The 15842-nt window shown below is 38.7% G+C and carries 16 protein-coding genes and 1 pseudogene; 3 read left to right on the forward strand and 14 right to left on the reverse strand.

Annotated elements, in window-relative coordinates; all coding sequences use genetic code 11:
* Window positions 1-94: 94 nt before the first annotated feature.
* On the reverse strand, window positions 95-490 hold the full coding sequence (locus tag DXD11_RS13485) for a nitroreductase family protein (RefSeq protein WP_330426647.1): 396 nt from the start codon (window positions 488-490) through the stop codon (window positions 95-97).
* Between the two features lie 11 nt (window positions 491-501).
* Window positions 502-645, reverse strand: coding sequence for a hypothetical protein (locus DXD11_RS14260; RefSeq protein ID WP_158547614.1), 144 nt, complete (start codon window positions 643-645; stop codon window positions 502-504).
* Between the two features lie 347 nt (window positions 646-992).
* Between DXD11_RS14260 and DXD11_RS13490 the strand changes: the two genes are divergently transcribed.
* The gene (locus tag DXD11_RS13490) at window positions 993-1229 is read left to right on the forward strand and encodes a DUF6061 family protein (RefSeq protein WP_044945660.1); all 237 of its coding nucleotides are present in this window, start codon (window positions 993-995) and stop codon (window positions 1227-1229) included.
* A gap of 183 nt (window positions 1230-1412) precedes the next feature.
* Here the strand turns inward: DXD11_RS13490 and DXD11_RS14975 are convergent, their stop codons facing one another.
* Together DXD11_RS14975 and DXD11_RS13500 are read right to left on the reverse strand one after the other, a co-directional pair.
* Window positions 1413-1667, reverse strand: a complete 255-nt coding sequence (locus DXD11_RS14975) for an InlB B-repeat-containing protein (RefSeq protein WP_082241386.1) — start codon at window positions 1665-1667, stop codon at window positions 1413-1415.
* Window positions 1624-5043, reverse strand: coding sequence for a M64 family metallopeptidase (locus tag DXD11_RS13500; RefSeq protein ID WP_118649912.1), 3420 nt, complete (start codon window positions 5041-5043; stop codon window positions 1624-1626). The genes DXD11_RS14975 and DXD11_RS13500 overlap by 44 nt, the downstream gene beginning before the upstream one ends.
* Window positions 5044-5303: 260 nt before the next feature.
* Here DXD11_RS13500 and DXD11_RS13505 point away from each other — a divergent pair.
* Window positions 5304-6356: pseudogene (locus DXD11_RS13505) on the forward strand (IS1380-like element ISClsp2 family transposase); the annotation flags it as partial.
* Window positions 6357-6358: 2 nt separating this feature from the next.
* Here DXD11_RS13505 and DXD11_RS14980 read toward each other — a convergent pair.
* From DXD11_RS14980 to DXD11_RS13540, 6 genes are all read right to left on the reverse strand, one after another.
* Window positions 6359-6409, reverse strand: coding sequence for a hypothetical protein (locus DXD11_RS14980; protein WP_242992750.1), 51 nt, complete (start codon window positions 6407-6409; stop codon window positions 6359-6361).
* 370 nt (window positions 6410-6779) lie between these two features.
* Window positions 6780-8717, reverse strand: coding sequence for an ATP-binding response regulator (locus tag DXD11_RS13520; protein WP_243002936.1), 1938 nt, complete (start codon window positions 8715-8717; stop codon window positions 6780-6782).
* A 72-nt stretch (window positions 8718-8789) separates the two neighbouring features.
* The gene (locus tag DXD11_RS13525) at window positions 8790-9194 is read right to left on the reverse strand and encodes an LptM family lipoprotein (protein WP_118758597.1); all 405 of its coding nucleotides are present in this window, start codon (window positions 9192-9194) and stop codon (window positions 8790-8792) included.
* Between the two features lie 78 nt (window positions 9195-9272).
* Window positions 9273-9836 (reverse strand): GNAT family N-acetyltransferase, encoded by a 564-nt coding sequence (locus tag DXD11_RS13530; protein ID WP_118650060.1) that lies wholly within the window; start codon window positions 9834-9836, stop codon window positions 9273-9275.
* Window positions 9837-9896: 60 nt separating this feature from the next.
* A complete protein-coding gene (locus DXD11_RS13535) occupies window positions 9897-10499 on the reverse strand; it encodes a Type 1 glutamine amidotransferase-like domain-containing protein (protein WP_015534087.1) in 603 nt (200 codons plus the stop codon).
* A gap of 174 nt (window positions 10500-10673) precedes the next feature.
* Window positions 10674-11471: a PfkB family carbohydrate kinase gene (locus DXD11_RS13540; RefSeq protein ID WP_118758598.1), complete on the reverse strand. Its 798-nt coding sequence runs from the start codon at window positions 11469-11471 to the stop codon at window positions 10674-10676.
* 311 nt (window positions 11472-11782) lie between these two features.
* On the opposite strand from DXD11_RS13540, the gene DXD11_RS13545 reads away from it, so the two are divergent.
* Window positions 11783-12019, forward strand: a complete 237-nt coding sequence (locus tag DXD11_RS13545; RefSeq protein WP_002578301.1) for a DUF6061 family protein — start codon at window positions 11783-11785, stop codon at window positions 12017-12019.
* Between the two features lie 133 nt (window positions 12020-12152).
* Here the strand turns inward: DXD11_RS13545 and DXD11_RS13550 are convergent, their stop codons facing one another.
* The 4 genes from DXD11_RS13550 to DXD11_RS14615 form a co-directional block, all read right to left on the reverse strand.
* Window positions 12153-13472: an MATE family efflux transporter gene (locus tag DXD11_RS13550; RefSeq protein ID WP_118012828.1), complete on the reverse strand. Its 1320-nt coding sequence runs from the start codon at window positions 13470-13472 to the stop codon at window positions 12153-12155.
* The gene (locus tag DXD11_RS13555) at window positions 13462-13920 is read right to left on the reverse strand and encodes a MarR family transcriptional regulator (RefSeq protein ID WP_108817235.1); all 459 of its coding nucleotides are present in this window, start codon (window positions 13918-13920) and stop codon (window positions 13462-13464) included. Before DXD11_RS13555 ends, DXD11_RS13550 begins: the two co-directional genes overlap by 11 nt.
* A 155-nt stretch (window positions 13921-14075) precedes the next feature.
* Window positions 14076-14825, reverse strand: a complete 750-nt coding sequence (locus tag DXD11_RS13560) for a DUF6040 family protein (RefSeq protein WP_009243742.1) — start codon at window positions 14823-14825, stop codon at window positions 14076-14078.
* On the reverse strand, window positions 14764-15842 hold a 1079-nt coding region (locus DXD11_RS14615; RefSeq protein ID WP_243105879.1), incomplete at its 5' end, for a MobA/MobL family protein. The genes DXD11_RS13560 and DXD11_RS14615, both read right to left, overlap by 62 nt.

Here is a 15842-nt window from a genome sequence, read left to right on the forward strand (position 1 = left end):
CTTTCGGGATTCTTTCTCTTCTTTCTAATCCCTTTCCTTATCTTTGACTATGTTATACATCTGATTGTTAGCACTGTCAAGAGATGAGTGCTAATTATTTTGTGAAGATTTTGTGTCCACTCCCAGCCTCAAAGTGGTATTTGGCAATTCCAAGTTCCTGACATCCAAGCACCAGCTTTTCACCGTAGTAGCCGGCCTTTTCCTGGTCGTTCTTCGCGCCAACTATAGCTATATAATTAGAAACATTTGTGAATTTGCCGTAATGCGCCATAAACGAATCAAAACAGTTCGGCTCATCGTAGACCGCCTGCATACTCAGTCCGCTCTCAAAATTTATCTCAGAGATAAGCCTGTCGATCTCCGCACGTTTCTCCTGCTCGATTGGCTTATCTTTATATTGCCGCACACTGTGCCTCTCCTTCATCAACTGTAACATATCCATGCATTTTCCCTCGCTCTCATTCTGATATCTACGCCGAGTATAGTCCATCAAACTTGAAGTTATCCTTCATATTTATTTTCCGCCAGTTTCTCCGGTACCCTGATAATATCAATATATGCTGTCTGATTCGCAGGATGAGATTCTTCCTGTAATACCTGTTCAAACGGTCGGACATAATTCATCTTTTTCTTTGTCTGAATCATTCCAAATCCCACCTGTCATGTGTCCTTCTACACTTGATTTTTCATTCTGACAAACTAGAATTGAGATTTCATGTATTCCAAGGGATTTAATAATTGTTATATTTTATTATCAAATATCTCTGAATCCCTTGAAAACACTAAGTTTGTCGCAGGTGATCTTTCCCTTAGACTTTCCCTTATGTTATATCTTCCCATATGGATTTATGAACCCTGATAAGGGAAAATACAAGGAAAAGAAAATCCTCTAAAACAGTATAACACAAAATAAAAACGACATGGTGAACTGATTGAAATGCTTCTGATTTTTGTAACAAATGATTGATTGAATGATAAGGAGATTTGATACGATGAGAACAATATTTGCAGAATACAATCCACAACGCAACAGCATTGATGTTTATACTTCTGCTGGCTATATGCTCCGCATTGACTGCTGGGAAGCAGAAAAGAATTTAAAAACAACACCCAGATTAGATTGTGCATTAAATGCACTTGCTATTGATGAACCACTTGAATATGCAAGACTATACCTTGATGGAACTATGCAGATGTGGGTTGATGCCGAAGATTCATTTTATTTATGATGATTATACTGTCACTCCTAGTGTCTCCAGAGAGTGACAGTTTCATTGTCATTTTGAGCTCGTCTTTTTTAAGACAAGCCTCGTATATTTATTTGTAAGCTGCGTTCGCTTCTTCTTGAGTGATTTTCCCAGTTTTAACAGCATCAGAAATTGCTTCGTCTAATTTAGTATAAACAGTAGTTGTCACAACTCCGAAGCCGCTGACGAACAGCAGAGCGATCCACAGCCACTCATACTGTTGTCGCCGGTCTGCGGATTCTGAACATCATCCGAAGGCTTGGTGGTATCGTCAGACTTGGTAGGAGCGGCAGGTTTGGTTGCCTTCTGACCTTCTTCGATAGTCTGAGTCGTTACTGCAGAGCCACCGGCAGAATCAAAGGTTACGGTATAGTTTTTATTTCTTTGTTGTAACAGTCTTAGCTTTTGACCAGCCTGAATAAATCCTTATGGATTTGCCGTTAATCTTAACTGTCTTATAGGTGCGAACTCTTACATAATACTTTTTCTTGCCCGAAAGCTTTGAAATTTTCTTTGATACTGTTGTATTCTTGCCTACTGTTACGGTCTTAGCCTTGCTGAATTTACTTGAGGCACTGTACTGTACCTGATAGCCTGTTGTCTGTGTAGCCTGCTTCTTCCACTTTACTGTAAACTTCTTTGAACCTGCTTTAAGTGAGGAAATACTTGTTGCCTTTGGCTTGATTGTGAAATAAAGCGTCTTTGTTCCGCTGTATTTACCCTTAAAGGTAATCTTTACTGCGTACTTGCCAACATACTTTCTGCCTTTTGCATAAGACACAGTATAGTCAGTATTCTTAACAAGTGTCTTTCCTGTTCTGTCCTTAACAATAACCTTAGGTGTTCTAACCTTTCCGTTATATGTTAATGATGTTGCTTTAAGCTTTATGCTTGATGCCTTTGGAATTACTGTCGTTGAAAGAGTTTTCTTACATACCGAACAGTAATTTACTATCTTGCCGTTTGCTGTTGGGGTTGCCTTTGTTACGGTTTGCTTTGTGGTGTGGGCAATCTTAGCAATATTGCCCCAAGATGCAAGGTCGGTTATTTCCTTTGTACCGAGTACATCTTCATAGAACTTGCCACAACCTTCGCACTTGTAGTATGCTTCCTTACCGCCCTCTGTGCAGGTGGCAGCTTTCGCAGCAACCAAAGTCAGATTGTGAGTGTGTTCTTCGTTTTTATTTTTGTAATAATATGTAACAACCGTTCCGTCCGAAACAATAGGCTTATTCAAGCCGTCAACCTTTATAAATTCATAATCATAAAGTGTTTTTGCCGGTGTTAAATCAAGCTTTGTGCCGTATGGCACGGTAAATGTTCCGCCGGCAGTGTTTGGAATTTCAGAGCCGTCCTCAAATTTATACTGAATTGAAACGGTTGTGTAGCGCTGTGTTTCCGTATTGTCGTCTGCAAGCACATTTCCGTTTTCATCGAGCACCTGAAATGCCACGGTATCGCCGCTCTTAAGCTGTGCATCAGACGGAATTTGATAAATAAGCGAGCAACTCTTTAAGCCTGAATTAAAGTCGCTTTTGATGTGATCCAAAGCACCGAGCGGCCAGAAATTTGCCTTATCATTCCAAACAGGAATGTCAAAGGTTTGTACTGTTTGAAGCGGATTCCCCGATGAATCGGTCGCAACACTTCCGTCGGAGTGCTTAATCCACATTTTGAATTTTAATTGTCGTGCATTTTTATCTGAAATGTTTTGAATAACAGTTCTAAGCTCGATTTTTTTACCGTTCATATTAGTATTAAATCTGCTTTTGCTGTTGCCGCTCAAAAGTCGGTCATTGCGATTATATGTGTAATTATAATATGAACTTGTTTCAAGGTCGGTAAAATCAGACGGCTTTGAATAAGCGCCCGTATATTCCTTAACCTCGGGAGTTGCAACATAAAGGTCTACATCCTTAACAAGCTGAGACATTCGCTTGAAGCCCTGCAAACGGCAAACCTCACAGAATTGATAGTTTGTGTCTCTCATTATGCACTCATAACTTGAAACAAGCATTTTTGAGCCGTAAGCATTGCGGCAGGTATATGTGTTTCTAAAACCTAAAAGCTGTCGCCATTTTATCTTTTCCGGGTCTTCAACCGAGGAAAGATTGAGTGATTTAAGTTCCTTATCGTCAAGCAAATATCCGTTACTGTATTCATCACCGAGACCGAGCAAACCGTGTCCAAACTCGTGTGCAAAAGTTTTTGACGCACGATAACTGTCTGATGGCGAAATGAAATAATGGAAGCCGTATTCACGGTTATTATAAGCACCGCCGAAATCTGATTTTGTGTTTACAACCATAGCGAACTGAGCAATATAATCGTGAACATAATAATAAGGCTCATATTCCGAACCGGACGGAATTGTGTTTGGATCACACTTTTTTTTGATATGAGCATCGTGAATTTTCTCGATAAATTCAGGACCGATACATCTCTCAAAAATATGATTTTTCCACTGACTTCCGTGGAGATTATTAGAAATAACAGGCGAATTATATTTGTCGACTATAACATCAAAGAAGGTGCTTCCACCATTGTCAAAAGTCGATTCGGAAGCTGTGCAAAGAGCGTAAACATTGAATCTGTCGGCATAACTGCGATACGGTTCATATTTCATAGCGTCCTGCCAAAGTCGTTTGACATCATTGATGAATTTGCCCTGCTGACTTTTTGTGTATCCCTCGCCGCAAACGACAACAACCATATTTTCCGTGTCGCTGCGTGTTTTTTGGATGGTATAAACAGGGATGGTAGGATTAGAATATTTTCCGTCATTTGAATACCACGGGCCGAGGGTGAGCTGAATGCTTTGCTCGGTGCTGACATTCCAATCGGGATTTGCGTCCTCGGCAGGTTCCGAAATTGTATAATCATCCTCTTGCTTATTTGGAGCAGAGCCGATATAAGGACTGCTTTGTGAGCCGCTGCCGGAAGTTGTAACAAAATATTCGGAATCGAGATAAAATGCAGGTCTTACGCCCAAATCGGAATACCACGGAGCATAACGACCGACCTGACCCGATGAACTGATATAACGCATATCGTGATTGCAATCGGTAACAGGAGTGCGAAGCCAATAAGGCCAAGCCATACCGTCATTATTATACGCAACATAATAACCTTTGAGATTTTTCCACACGGCATTAGCCTGCTTTACATCAAGAAGAAAAACCTTTTCGGTTGTAGTTTCAAAATATGAACTGTCGTAGTTTGCCACCGCTTCCGAAATATCGGTGTAGTATAACAAATCCGAATTTGCGTCTCCATCAACTATGCCCTTGTTGTATTCGGGATGAGAAACGAGAGAACGCTGGGTAACGGTTTTCATTGCCGCAATTTCAGATTTTGAAAAAGCGTTGAGAAAACCCGCTTTTTCGTTGTACGCTCCCACACCGCTTACATATCCGTCTTTCGGAGGGTTGCCGCAAAGCCAATCGACTTTGCCTTCAGCTGCGGTCGAATTTAACCAAGAACGCATATTGCTGTCTTTCCAATAGTTAGAACCGTAATCATCACGCTTATAGCTTCTGCTGTGTGATTTTGAATTGCTGTTGTCATTTGTTTTGGCATCATATGCAAGGGTGTCAACAATTTTGTCTGCAAGCATAAGCGGTCCGTTATTGTCAATGCTTACACATCGCCAAAGAATTGAGGCATTGTTATACGCGCCCATTTTAACATAGTCGCCAACTTTAATATCGGGCTTTGATGCCGCCTGAATGGTCATCGGCAAAGCGGAGATTGCCATGCACAATGCCAAGAATATTGCGGTTATTTTTTTCGTCATTAAGGAACCTCCTTTATAAGCTATATATTTGCTTTTATTATATTGTAAGGTGTTATATGCGTCAATGAAAATCCACCTTATTCCGTGAAACTTACCATAGTGTTACATCCCTTTTTTTCAGCAATAATACCTGCTGGAAACTGATTTTCGCAATACATTTTATTTCACCCACTAGGTTAAACAAAATTTTGTTTTTTTACTGTATCATCATGCATTATCCTGTATAATGAAAGTATCAAAAGATAGGCGGGGGCAGTGCAATGAAGAAAATACACATTGAATTCAGCGATGAGCGGCTCATTACTCCCAGTGGTCTGGTATTCGTAGGGCAAATACTTGGAAAAAGCAGTTTTGTTAAAAAAATCAACCGTGCTCCAATTTCAAAAGATTATCTGCAGAAACAGATAAAAAATGGAGACGTGCTCCTCACCTATATTGGTATGCTCTGTCAGGGAAAACCCCAGTATGAGGTTGTCCGTGAAATGATAGATGACCCTGACTACTACAAATACGCATTAGGCATCTCCTATGCGATTCCTTCCGCCGAAACACTCCGTCAGCGTTTTGACATGATCGGGGATTCCCTGCGCAAAGACATCCAGCAGGCAAATGTCGACATGCTGCGTGAAATGCACATAGAGCCGACAGCCCTGGATAACGGCTTTGTTCCTGTCGATATTGATGTAACCCCCTTTGACAATTCGAAATCCAATAAGGAAGGCGTATCCCGTACCTACAAGGGTTTTGACGGATATGCACCAATTATGGCATATATCGGCACAGAAGGATACCTCGTCAATCTTGAACTGCGGATTGGGAAACAGCACTGCCAGAAAGAAACTCCTGATTTCCTGAGAGAGACCATTGAACTGTGCAGACAGCTGACGGAAAAACCACTGCTCATCCGGCTGGATTCCGGCAACGATGCATCTGAAAACATAGGCATCTTTATGGAAGAAAGCTATAAATACAACAATGTGTCTTTCATCATAAAACGGAATCCCAGACAGGAAAGTAAAGAAGAATGGCTGGAATCCGTCAGGGAATGCTGCCAGAATATCCAGCATCCACGTGATGGGAAAACTGTTTATATCGGACAGACCTTCCGGAATGTGACATATTCCCTTTCTGATAACGAGGAGAAAACTGTCGGAATACGCACAATTTATGAGATCACGGAAAGAACCATTGACCGATATGGGCAGTATTTTATCGTACCCGATATAGAACTGGGCACATACTGGACAAACACTTCCCTGCCAGACGAAACAGTCATTGATCTTTACCATGCCCACGGAGAAAGTGAGCAGTACTGTCAAAAATCCTCTCCGTCACTTGTGACAAAATAATATGACAGATCAGTAATTGAGGCAGCTACATTCTTTCCCCATGGGGTGTTTTTTTCATATCATCTATATTCCAAACAACTTGATCTATGTATTTATAATCAAGCCATATGGCACGATTAACTTATTCGGTCAATTCCGATTTCTCAGTTTCAAAAACTTGAAGTTGTAGAAATCCTGATCGGACATATTGTCGTTCTTGATCTTCCCGGCGGTTTCCATGACAGCTTCCACCAGCGGGCGAATATCCATAACAGAGGTGTCCTCCTGGTGCTGGGTGCTGATAAGAAATGTGGTGATGCGACCTGTATCATAATCATAGGAAACTTGCGCTTTCGCATCCGACAAGACCAGTGCAAACTTTTCATCAGAATTAACTTCTTTGTTTTCCTAATCGTGTTTAATGTATTTAGTGATAGTATCGATTAATTCCTCCATGTTAATCGGCTTGGAAATATGGTCATTCATGCCTGAATCCAGGGATTCCTGAATATCATCTACAAAAGCATTTGCAGACAAAGCTATAATTGGAATCGTAACTGCATCGGACCGCTCTATACCCAAGGCTCGAATGGCTTTTGTTGCTTGGTATCCATCCATGTTTGGCATCATAATATCCATCAAAATAAGATCGTATGTGTCTCGTGGATGATTTTTAAACAATTCCACAACTTCTTTTCCGTCTGATGCGCGTGTTACGGTCATATCAGCATCTTCCAGTATTATCGTAGCAAGTTCAGCATTTAGATCATTATCCTCAGCCATAAGAACATGAATACCCGTCAAATCTCTATGTGGAGGTTGTTTTTGTTTTGATTGAATAACTTGTTCTGTCAACTCCAGTGGAATCTCCACAGTGAATGTAGTACCTACACCTTTTTTGCTCTCAACAGCAATTGAACCGCCCATCATATCTATATGTTTTTTTGTGATGGCCATGCCAAGACCGGTTCCCTTATATTGGGTTCTGGCATTAGCATCATCTTCTTGTGAAAACGGCTTGAATAATTCTTTCTGGAACTCTTCACTCATGCCAATACCATTATCTTGAACAACATAACGAATTATGATATGTTTCTCATCCGTTCCGGGGTAACTGCTGATATCCAAAGTAATCTTTCCACCGTCCTTTGTGAATTTCACAGCATTGCCAAGAAGATTCACCAAAACTTCTCGAATACGCGTAACATCCGCAAGGACATATGGGTTCTTTGGTCTTTCTCGATGTACTTCGAACTTAAGATCTCGGTTATAAAGAAGTCCATTCATAATCGCCTGGACGTTATCTGTCAATTGAGTAATGTCCACTGGCTCAGGCGAAATGATATCTTTTCCGCTTTCAATGCGACTGAAATCCAAAACGTCATTCAACAAAGAGAGAAGATGATTCGAACTTTTTTGAACTTTCTCCAAGCTATCATGAATATCTGAAACCGTGTTCTGGTGAAGCGCAATGTTTGTAAATCCAATAATGGCATTCATCGGCGTTCTGATGTCATGGCTAATATTAAGCAAAAACGCAGATTTTGCTTTGTTGGCAGCATCTGCTTTCTCAGCGGCGTTCATTAATAATTGTTTTTGTTTTTGCTCTTCTGCCTTGCTTTTCTGGTAAACATAATAGGTATATAGACAAATTAAAAGCAATACAGCTCCTGCGACTAAACCGCAGATGATGGAAATATGATTCGTCTCTTCAACCATTCCATAAGCTGATTGCATATCCATTTCAATGCAAAATGCGCCAATGATTTCTCCTGTCCCATCATGATTTGCTCTTACAGGATAGCAAGCAGTAAAAATCGGTCCCCATGTTGTATCAATGATATCCTGAGAGTACACATTCTCCCCAGAAATAGCCCTATCAATATACGGAACCATTTCTTCCTCAATATAATCTCCAGGGTGTCTTACATCATCCGCATCCGAATCCAAACCATCTACCACATAAACGAGTTTTCCTTCTTCATTTTTTGTAGCGGTGTAAATATATCGAGTAGAATTCAGTGTTCTGATTTCATTGAAATATGAAGAAATATCCTTATATATTTGCTTCTTTTCATCAGATTTATCTTTGATTTGATCAAAATCTTCTTTGCCGATTCTTCCATCCACAAGTTTGTGTACTGCATCTGCACTCGCTGTATCGCGCGCAATTTCTGTTTCAAGGGCAGTCTTAGTGTAAGAACTTTGCAGGATAAATGTGTACAGTGCTATTACAAAAATTATCAAAAGCCCCATAAGCACAAGGATACTACCTGTATTCTTCAGTCTAAGGAATTTCTTTTTCTTCAAATTAACTCCTTCTTTTGTTTTCTTCATGCTGCTCATTCACATCCTCTAAATTCTAATTTTCCAATTTAACAAATTCCGATTTCTCAGTTTCAAAAACAGGAATTTGACTTAATATCCATGGTCAACATGCTGCCACTTTCCGCCATCTGTTCTAACTAAAATCCACTTCCAATCACTGTATGTACTATTTGGATTCAAAGACCCGTTTCCACCAGATGAATCAACATCGAATGAAGATAATAAAACAATGACTTCATCTGCATTGTTTCTGTCTGCCCAATCTTTATGATCTTTCGTGCAGTCATCTCCGGCATAGTAAATTTCTGTGAGAGTGCATCCTTTCCAGTCACTCTTAAACTCCTTTTTTATTGTGTCAATAGCGGCTTTAATATCCTCTTCTGAATAGCTCTCAGATTCAACATTATGAGTTTTCTCTTCACTGACATCTCCACCACAAGCACTCAAACCAAATAAAAGCATAATACATAGCATTGTACATACGATTTTCTTCATACAAGACCTCCTTAAATCCCGATTCCTCAGTTTCAAAAACTGAAATTTTCGAGTGTGTCGCTAAATTAGATTTTTTCATCAATTATCATTACTAAAATACTCATTTCTAAGTATGGAATAATAAACTACATCCACAATACCTTGATTACAGGTTCCCGACTGCCTAATTATTCCTTCTTTTTTCATTCCCATTTTCTGCATTACACTTCCTGAGTTTGGATTACCTGCAGCATGCTTTGCATATACACGTTTGACTTTTACTTCTTCAAAAAAGAATTTTACCAATGCCCTTCCTGCTTCTGCAGTTATACCTTTTCCCCACCATCTGCTTCCAATACCATACCCGAGCTCCACACTTTCTGTTGCCTCATCGAGACTTACTACTGATATATCTCCAACCAGTTCATGCGAATCTTTTAACTCAATTGTCCAAAAATAGAAATCCTGCTTATCATACGATTCTATCCAATCAATTAGTAATTGCTTTGTCTCGTCGACATTTTTATGCGGTTGCCAACTTAAAAACTTTGTTACATCTTTTTCTGTTACCCAGTTTTTAAACATGATTTCTGCATCATCTAATACATGTCGTTTAAGAACTAATCTATCTGTTTCTATTCTAATTGTGCCCTTATGTTCCATACGCATCCTCCACCATCAAGAAAATTCCGATTTTCCAGTTTCAAAAAAGGATTTTTCAAATTAGTCTTTGCAAATAACCTTTGAACCTTCACCATCAATTACAATTCCCTGATGGTTGTTAATAGGGCATAGATTCAAATCCGAAAACTCAGTCATTATTTTCTCGGTAACTTTCTTAAATGGTGCTGTAAGATAATGCGGAAGAACATAGAAATCAATCAAATCAAGCCCTGCATCATCTTCTTGTGAGTAGTCCTCCGGCTTTTCATCCATTTGCTCGATATATTGGATGCTTGGAGCGCATATAATTGCGCCTGCCGACTCGCCGATCATCAATTTTCCATTTGCCAATTCCTTTTTTAGCAACCCATCAGTTCTTGTTTTACGGAGTTGGTCCATAAGAAAGAAAGAATTTCCGCCGGTAAAATATATCACATCTGCATCTTCAAAAACAGACTGTATCGTTGAATAAGCCTCCGTTGAAATATCAATTTCAGTTACGATTGCTCCCAACTTTTTGAATAATTTTCGAGCCGAACCGACATAACCGGTGTAGCCTTCACGCAACGAAGCTGTTGGAATAAATGCGACTTTCTTATTTTCAATTTCTTCCTTTATCAGACTTCCTACACTTGAAAAGTGCGAACATAAAAATAGTTTCATCAATATTCTCCTTTATAAATCCCGATTTCTCAGTTTCAAAAACTGAAGTTTATTTACTTTTCTTCACAACCGGATTCTTAGAAAACATATCTTTTATTCATAATCCAATTATAAACACTCCGAAAAGTGACCATATAATAAACCCTGTCATATTGTTTCTCCTTACAAATCGAATTAAAAGCCACCATAATGAGACAATGTCTCTGTTGCAAATTCTGTACCAACTCTCATAGCCTCGTAAATATCACCAATTAACATATGAGAACACACAAAGCCTGCATGGTAGCTATCTCCGCAACCAGTAGTATCAACTATTTCTAAAGCTTCATCAGGCGGGACAAAATACTTTTCACCATTATAATATGTAACACTTCCTTTATCAGCTAAAGATGCATTAAATAGTCCTTTATACTTCTTGGAAAATGCTTCAAATATCGGAAGAATTGATTCCTCTCCACTAATCAGGAAATAATCTATATATGGTGCATATTTTTCCATCTCCTTAAAATTACGATATTCTACAAAATCCACAGCCAATCTGAAGTTATTATTCTTTTTTAAATCTATAATTTGTTCAAAACAGCCTGCCCAGAAATGTATAAATACAACCTCTGATTTTTTTATAAAGTCCAATTCGTCTTGATTCAATATCATTTTATCAACAATATCACCCGTCCATGAATCATCTTTGTAATATCTGTCACCGTCAGCCGTAAGATATGTACGATTATTTGCAGTTACTTTATCCTCTTCAACTCTTACATGGCTTACATCTATTCTCTTATCAGAAACAGAATCCATAATAAATTTTGCGTAGGAATCCTGTCCAACCGCACCCAATATTGAAACATTAAACTCCTCAAATTTTGATGCATGAACTGCAAAATTAAGGGCTTCACCACCTGCACGCAATTCATCTGTTCCATCAAAAACATCTACACAGAGGCACGGAAGTGCCACTAAATTTATCATTCTTGTACCTCCCTAAATTCCGATTGAGATTTCACCTGTTTTAAGAAATTTAATAACTGTTATATTTTATTATTAAATTCTTCGCAACCCCTTGAAAACACTGGATTTGTCGCAGGTGAGCTTTCCCTTATTATTTCCCTTGTGTTATATCGTCCCATCAGTGTTTATGCACTCTGATAAGGGCAAATACAAGGGCAAGAAAAATCTATAAGACAGTATAACACAAAATAAAAGTGACATGGTGAACTGATTGAAATGCTTCTTAATTTTTGCTACTACTGATTGATTAAATGATAAGGAGATGGGATACGATGAGAACAATATTTGCAGAATACAATCCACAGTGCAACAGCATTGATGTATATACTAATACGGGCTATATACTCCGTATTGATTGTTGGGAAGCAGAAAAAAATTTAAGAACCACACCTGGATCTGATTGTGCTTTGACATCGCTTGCAATCGATGAGCCATTAGAATATGCAAGGTTATATCTTGATGGGAATTTACAGATGTGGGTAGATGCTGAAGATTCATTAGAGTTATGATTATTCCAATCAAAATCTACTAGAATTTATTAAAAATTAGCTTCATAATTTTAAAAGGACAGCCCTATTGCTATGAGGCTGTCCTTAAAAATACAATAGATAAACCTAGATTATTCTTGCTACTATCTGATTGTTAAATTTTCTGTATTCCATATTGCAAATCTCCCTTTTCGCAATATTTTATTAGTATGAATGCCAGAATCGCTGAAAAAACACGTGCCAATACCGTACTCCACCATATCATAATCTGTCCACCAAATAAAGGTGGTAAAACAAGCATAAATATCAGCATCAATACTGGTTCAATGAATGTAAGAATGTATGACAATCCACTTTTTTCAGTAGCATAAAATCCAGCTGTCGCTATTCTGGTAATCGCAACAAATGGTAATGACACTAAAAATATAGGTACAATTTTAGAAATCTCAATACTTACTTCATAAGAAGCTCCGAAAACCCCTCCAATATTTGCTCTGTTTACATACATGATAATTCCACCACAAACAGCAAGAATTATTGCAAAAATGTATGCCATTCTCTGAACTCCTCTCAGGCTTTCTTGATCCTTCTCACCATAAAAACGGCTCATTAAAGGTTGACTTCCATCACCTACGCCCTGCAATATGAGATATATGATACAGATAATATAGGATACACATGCATAAGTTGCAATAGCTTTTTCTCCCCCATAAGAAGCGGAGAATCGGTTTATAAACACCAATGAAATATTAGGAGTCAATGCTAGCCCAAATGGTGCAAGACCTACTCTGAATATAGCGCCACACATTTCTTTTACATTTTTTAAGGATACATACACATAAAACTTTTTATTATATAATGCGTATATGATTGCAATTGCTGCAGTCACACCCTGTCCGGCTATTGTAGCTGTGGCTGCACCTTTCATGCCCATTTCATATATCCATACAAAGATAAAATCCAGAACAATATTGGTTATGAATCCACCAACCATCGCAAACATTGACCAGAAAGAGTTTCCATAATTTCTAATGAATGGCATCATTCCAGTTCCAAGAATCTGCAATATTGCTCCAAGTGCTATAATTTTGATATAATCTGTCGCATTTGTTAATATAATTCCATCTGCTCCAAGCAATCCTAAAATTTTAGACGAAAAGGAGTAAATAATTATGGTATTGATAACACTTACTATTACAAGAAGCCACCAGCTTGTAGCAATAAATTCTTCTGCCCGTTTTCCTTTCTTTTCTGCTGCATTAATTGAGTAATAAACAGCTCCTCCCATACCAATTCCTGTTCCAAGAGCCTGAATCAAAGCCACAATCGGATATGCAATATTAATAGCCGAAAGTCCAGCATCTCCTATGGTATTGCCTACAAAATATCCATCCACTATCGCATATATTCCTGATAATGCAAATGCTATAATAGATGGAATAACATATTTAAAAAATAATGATTTATGATTCATTTTTCTTACAATCTCCTTCCTTGAAAAGTCTGATAAACAGCTCTGTATTATCATTAAGACTTTCTATATTCTCTAATCCCATTTTTTCGATTACATATATTTCTTTTGAGTGCAGTTTTTCTATGATATCTTTCGTATATTCCATTCCTGATTCTGTGAGGCATATCAGCTTATTTCTCTTGTCTGAATCATCAGATACCATATTGATGTATCCTTTTTTCTGAAAATCTTTTAGTATCGTATTTACCGTTTGCTTAGGTATATTCCATTTTTCACTTATCATTTTCTGCGTGCATCTTCCATTACTTTCATAAAATGAATACAAAGCAAAAACTCCATTTGAAGACAGTCCCTGATCCTTTGACCATTCCTCATACATTGCTGTACATTCTTTCCATAAAGCATAATATCGTTGCAACTGTATTATCATATTATTATCTTTTCTCATCTTTTTTCTCCTTAAATTAGTACGAATCCGGACTTTTATAGTATAGTCCGAGTTCGTACTAATTGTCAAGGTTTATTTATATACTTTTTCTTTATATAAACAATCAATAGTCCCTTACTAAGGACAGGAAGATTATGAAATTTCTCTGTCCTCTTTTAATAATATCCTCGTTCTTCCATCCAGTCTTTCACATAACATCTGATTCCAATATAAATAATATGCGACAGTAATAGCAATACAATAAGATTTATCGGATTAGCGTTTTTAATCCATTCTCCAAAGTAAATTACAACAGCTGTACTCGTTATCGCTACCACGATACTGATGATATCCCAACAATATTTCCGGTAGATTTTTCCTACCTGATAACCAATCCCGATTATCAGCCACCCGGTTATTACGAATAAAATTGCCATGACAGTACCGGCAATCAGCCAGTACACAATCCCGGAAAGAATACTGTTAGGTATTCCACTGCTTAACTGTCCGAAAGAGTCTGCACCTGTCACAAACTCCCGAAATAAACTTCCCATTCCTTTTCCTAACGCACCGAAAAAGACGATACAGTCGTTAAGGAAAACCGGCGAAAGAATCGCAGTAAACAGTGTTGTTGTTATGCTGTACCATGCCAGTAGAAACAAGATACTTTCATAACCAATCGTCATATTTTTATATTTCTTTTCTAACTGGCTTTTACGGCTATCGCATTTTTCTTTTGCTTTCCGGTAAGCAGTACGGTCACATTTTTCACATTTCTCATAAGGCACTTTTTTCTCAACAGCTACCTCTACCGTCTTTTGGTGTGTCTGTGCATAAAGTTTTTCCTGCTCTGCTTTTTCATACTTAAATTTCCATGCCACGGCTTCTGCGTCGGCTCTTTTCCTGCTGTCTGTCTCGCTGGTCAATCGTTCCTCTGTTTGCCTTAATCTTGTCCGCAATGCTTCGATATTCTCGGCTCTGTTTTCGCTGTTCAATTTCTCGTTCAAGGTCAGCGATTCGCTTAGCTGCCTGTTTAGTTCCTGGATTGTCTGGTCTTTCTGATCCAGTTCGTCCTGCATCTGTTCGGTCATCAGCAGAAGTTCTTCCACCTGCCCGACGTTCTCTAAGTTTCTGCATTCGCTCATCGATCTCCCTCGCTTTCTCTATCTGCTGTTTAAGGTCAGCAATTCGCTGTTCTGTTTCTGCAATAAGCTGTTCTCGTTGTTCAGCTTCTGCGTTAATTCCTGCCATTGCTGATTCTCGTTTTCCAACTGTTCGATTCTGGTTTTCTGTTGCTCGATCTGTGAGAGCAGTTCTTCTGTATCTGGCAAAAGATTTAGCAGCCTGGATAATTCGCTGTTTAAGCTTTTTAAACTCTGGTTCTGCTCCTGAAAAGACAGGAGCTGTCGATCCCGTTCCTGCAATTCCTGTACCATCGCTGCCATAAAATTCTGCTGTTCCTCGATCTGGTTTATCATTGTCTCCATCATGGGAATGACTTCCCGGCTTTCTTCTAATGTCATCCAATCGCTCCTTCCATTGTGTCAATGCACCGGATACCTTTCCGAAAGAAATCTGTATTTTATCCAGCAGTGCATTTTGTCTTTTTATGATCTGATTTTCTACCACTTTCCATGACGCTGATTGTGTCTGCCCATTTTGAAATTTCTCATCAATTTTTCTGGCATCCGCGCCCTCATGGATCGTCGGTATCTCTAATTTCCCCTGCCTTGCATAAGAACGGTGGTCAATGTGATTTTCCGTTTTCAAATGTGCATTACAGACATTCGCCCATTCACTCCGCCACAGTTCACAATTTTTTTGATTGTTCCATCCGGTAGCATCGGTTAATACACGTTTCCACTGTTTACGGTTCCTTGCACCGATTTTCGGATTACCGTTTTCGTCCAATACCGGGATTCGGATTCCATGACGGGCAGGGT

The sequence above is a fragment of the Coprococcus sp. TF11-13 genome (assembly GCF_003481085.1).
Lineage (GTDB): Bacteria > Bacillota > Clostridia > Lachnospirales > Lachnospiraceae > Coprococcus > Coprococcus aceti.

What these genes read in the sequence shown, in the direction of transcription:
- DXD11_RS13485 (WP_330426647.1), bottom strand. Translation starts at nt 490, where the DNA reads ATGGACTATACTCGGCGTAGATATCAGAATGAGAGCGAGGGAAAATGC.
- DXD11_RS14260 (WP_158547614.1), bottom strand. Translation starts at nt 645, where the DNA reads ATGATTCAGACAAAGAAAAAGATGAATTATGTCCGACCGTTTGAACAG.
- DXD11_RS13490 (WP_044945660.1), top strand. Translation starts at nt 993, where the DNA reads ATGAGAACAATATTTGCAGAATACAATCCACAACGCAACAGCATTGAT.
- DXD11_RS13500 (WP_118649912.1), bottom strand. Translation starts at nt 5,043, where the DNA reads ATGACGAAAAAAATAACCGCAATATTCTTGGCATTGTGCATGGCAATC.
- DXD11_RS13520 (WP_243002936.1), bottom strand. Translation starts at nt 8,717, where the DNA reads ATGAGCAGCATGAAGAAAACAAAAGAAGGAGTTAATTTGAAGAAAAAG.
- DXD11_RS13525 (WP_118758597.1), bottom strand. Translation starts at nt 9,194, where the DNA reads ATGAAGAAAATCGTATGTACAATGCTATGTATTATGCTTTTATTTGGT.
- DXD11_RS13530 (WP_118650060.1), bottom strand. Translation starts at nt 9,836, where the DNA reads ATGGAACATAAGGGCACAATTAGAATAGAAACAGATAGATTAGTTCTT.
- DXD11_RS13535 (WP_015534087.1), bottom strand. Translation starts at nt 10,499, where the DNA reads ATGAAACTATTTTTATGTTCGCACTTTTCAAGTGTAGGAAGTCTGATA.
- DXD11_RS13540 (WP_118758598.1), bottom strand. Translation starts at nt 11,471, where the DNA reads ATGATAAATTTAGTGGCACTTCCGTGCCTCTGTGTAGATGTTTTTGAT.
- DXD11_RS13545 (WP_002578301.1), top strand. Translation starts at nt 11,783, where the DNA reads ATGAGAACAATATTTGCAGAATACAATCCACAGTGCAACAGCATTGAT.
- DXD11_RS13550 (WP_118012828.1), bottom strand. Translation starts at nt 13,472, where the DNA reads ATGAATCATAAATCATTATTTTTTAAATATGTTATTCCATCTATTATA.
- DXD11_RS13555 (WP_108817235.1), bottom strand. Translation starts at nt 13,920, where the DNA reads ATGAGAAAAGATAATAATATGATAATACAGTTGCAACGATATTATGCT.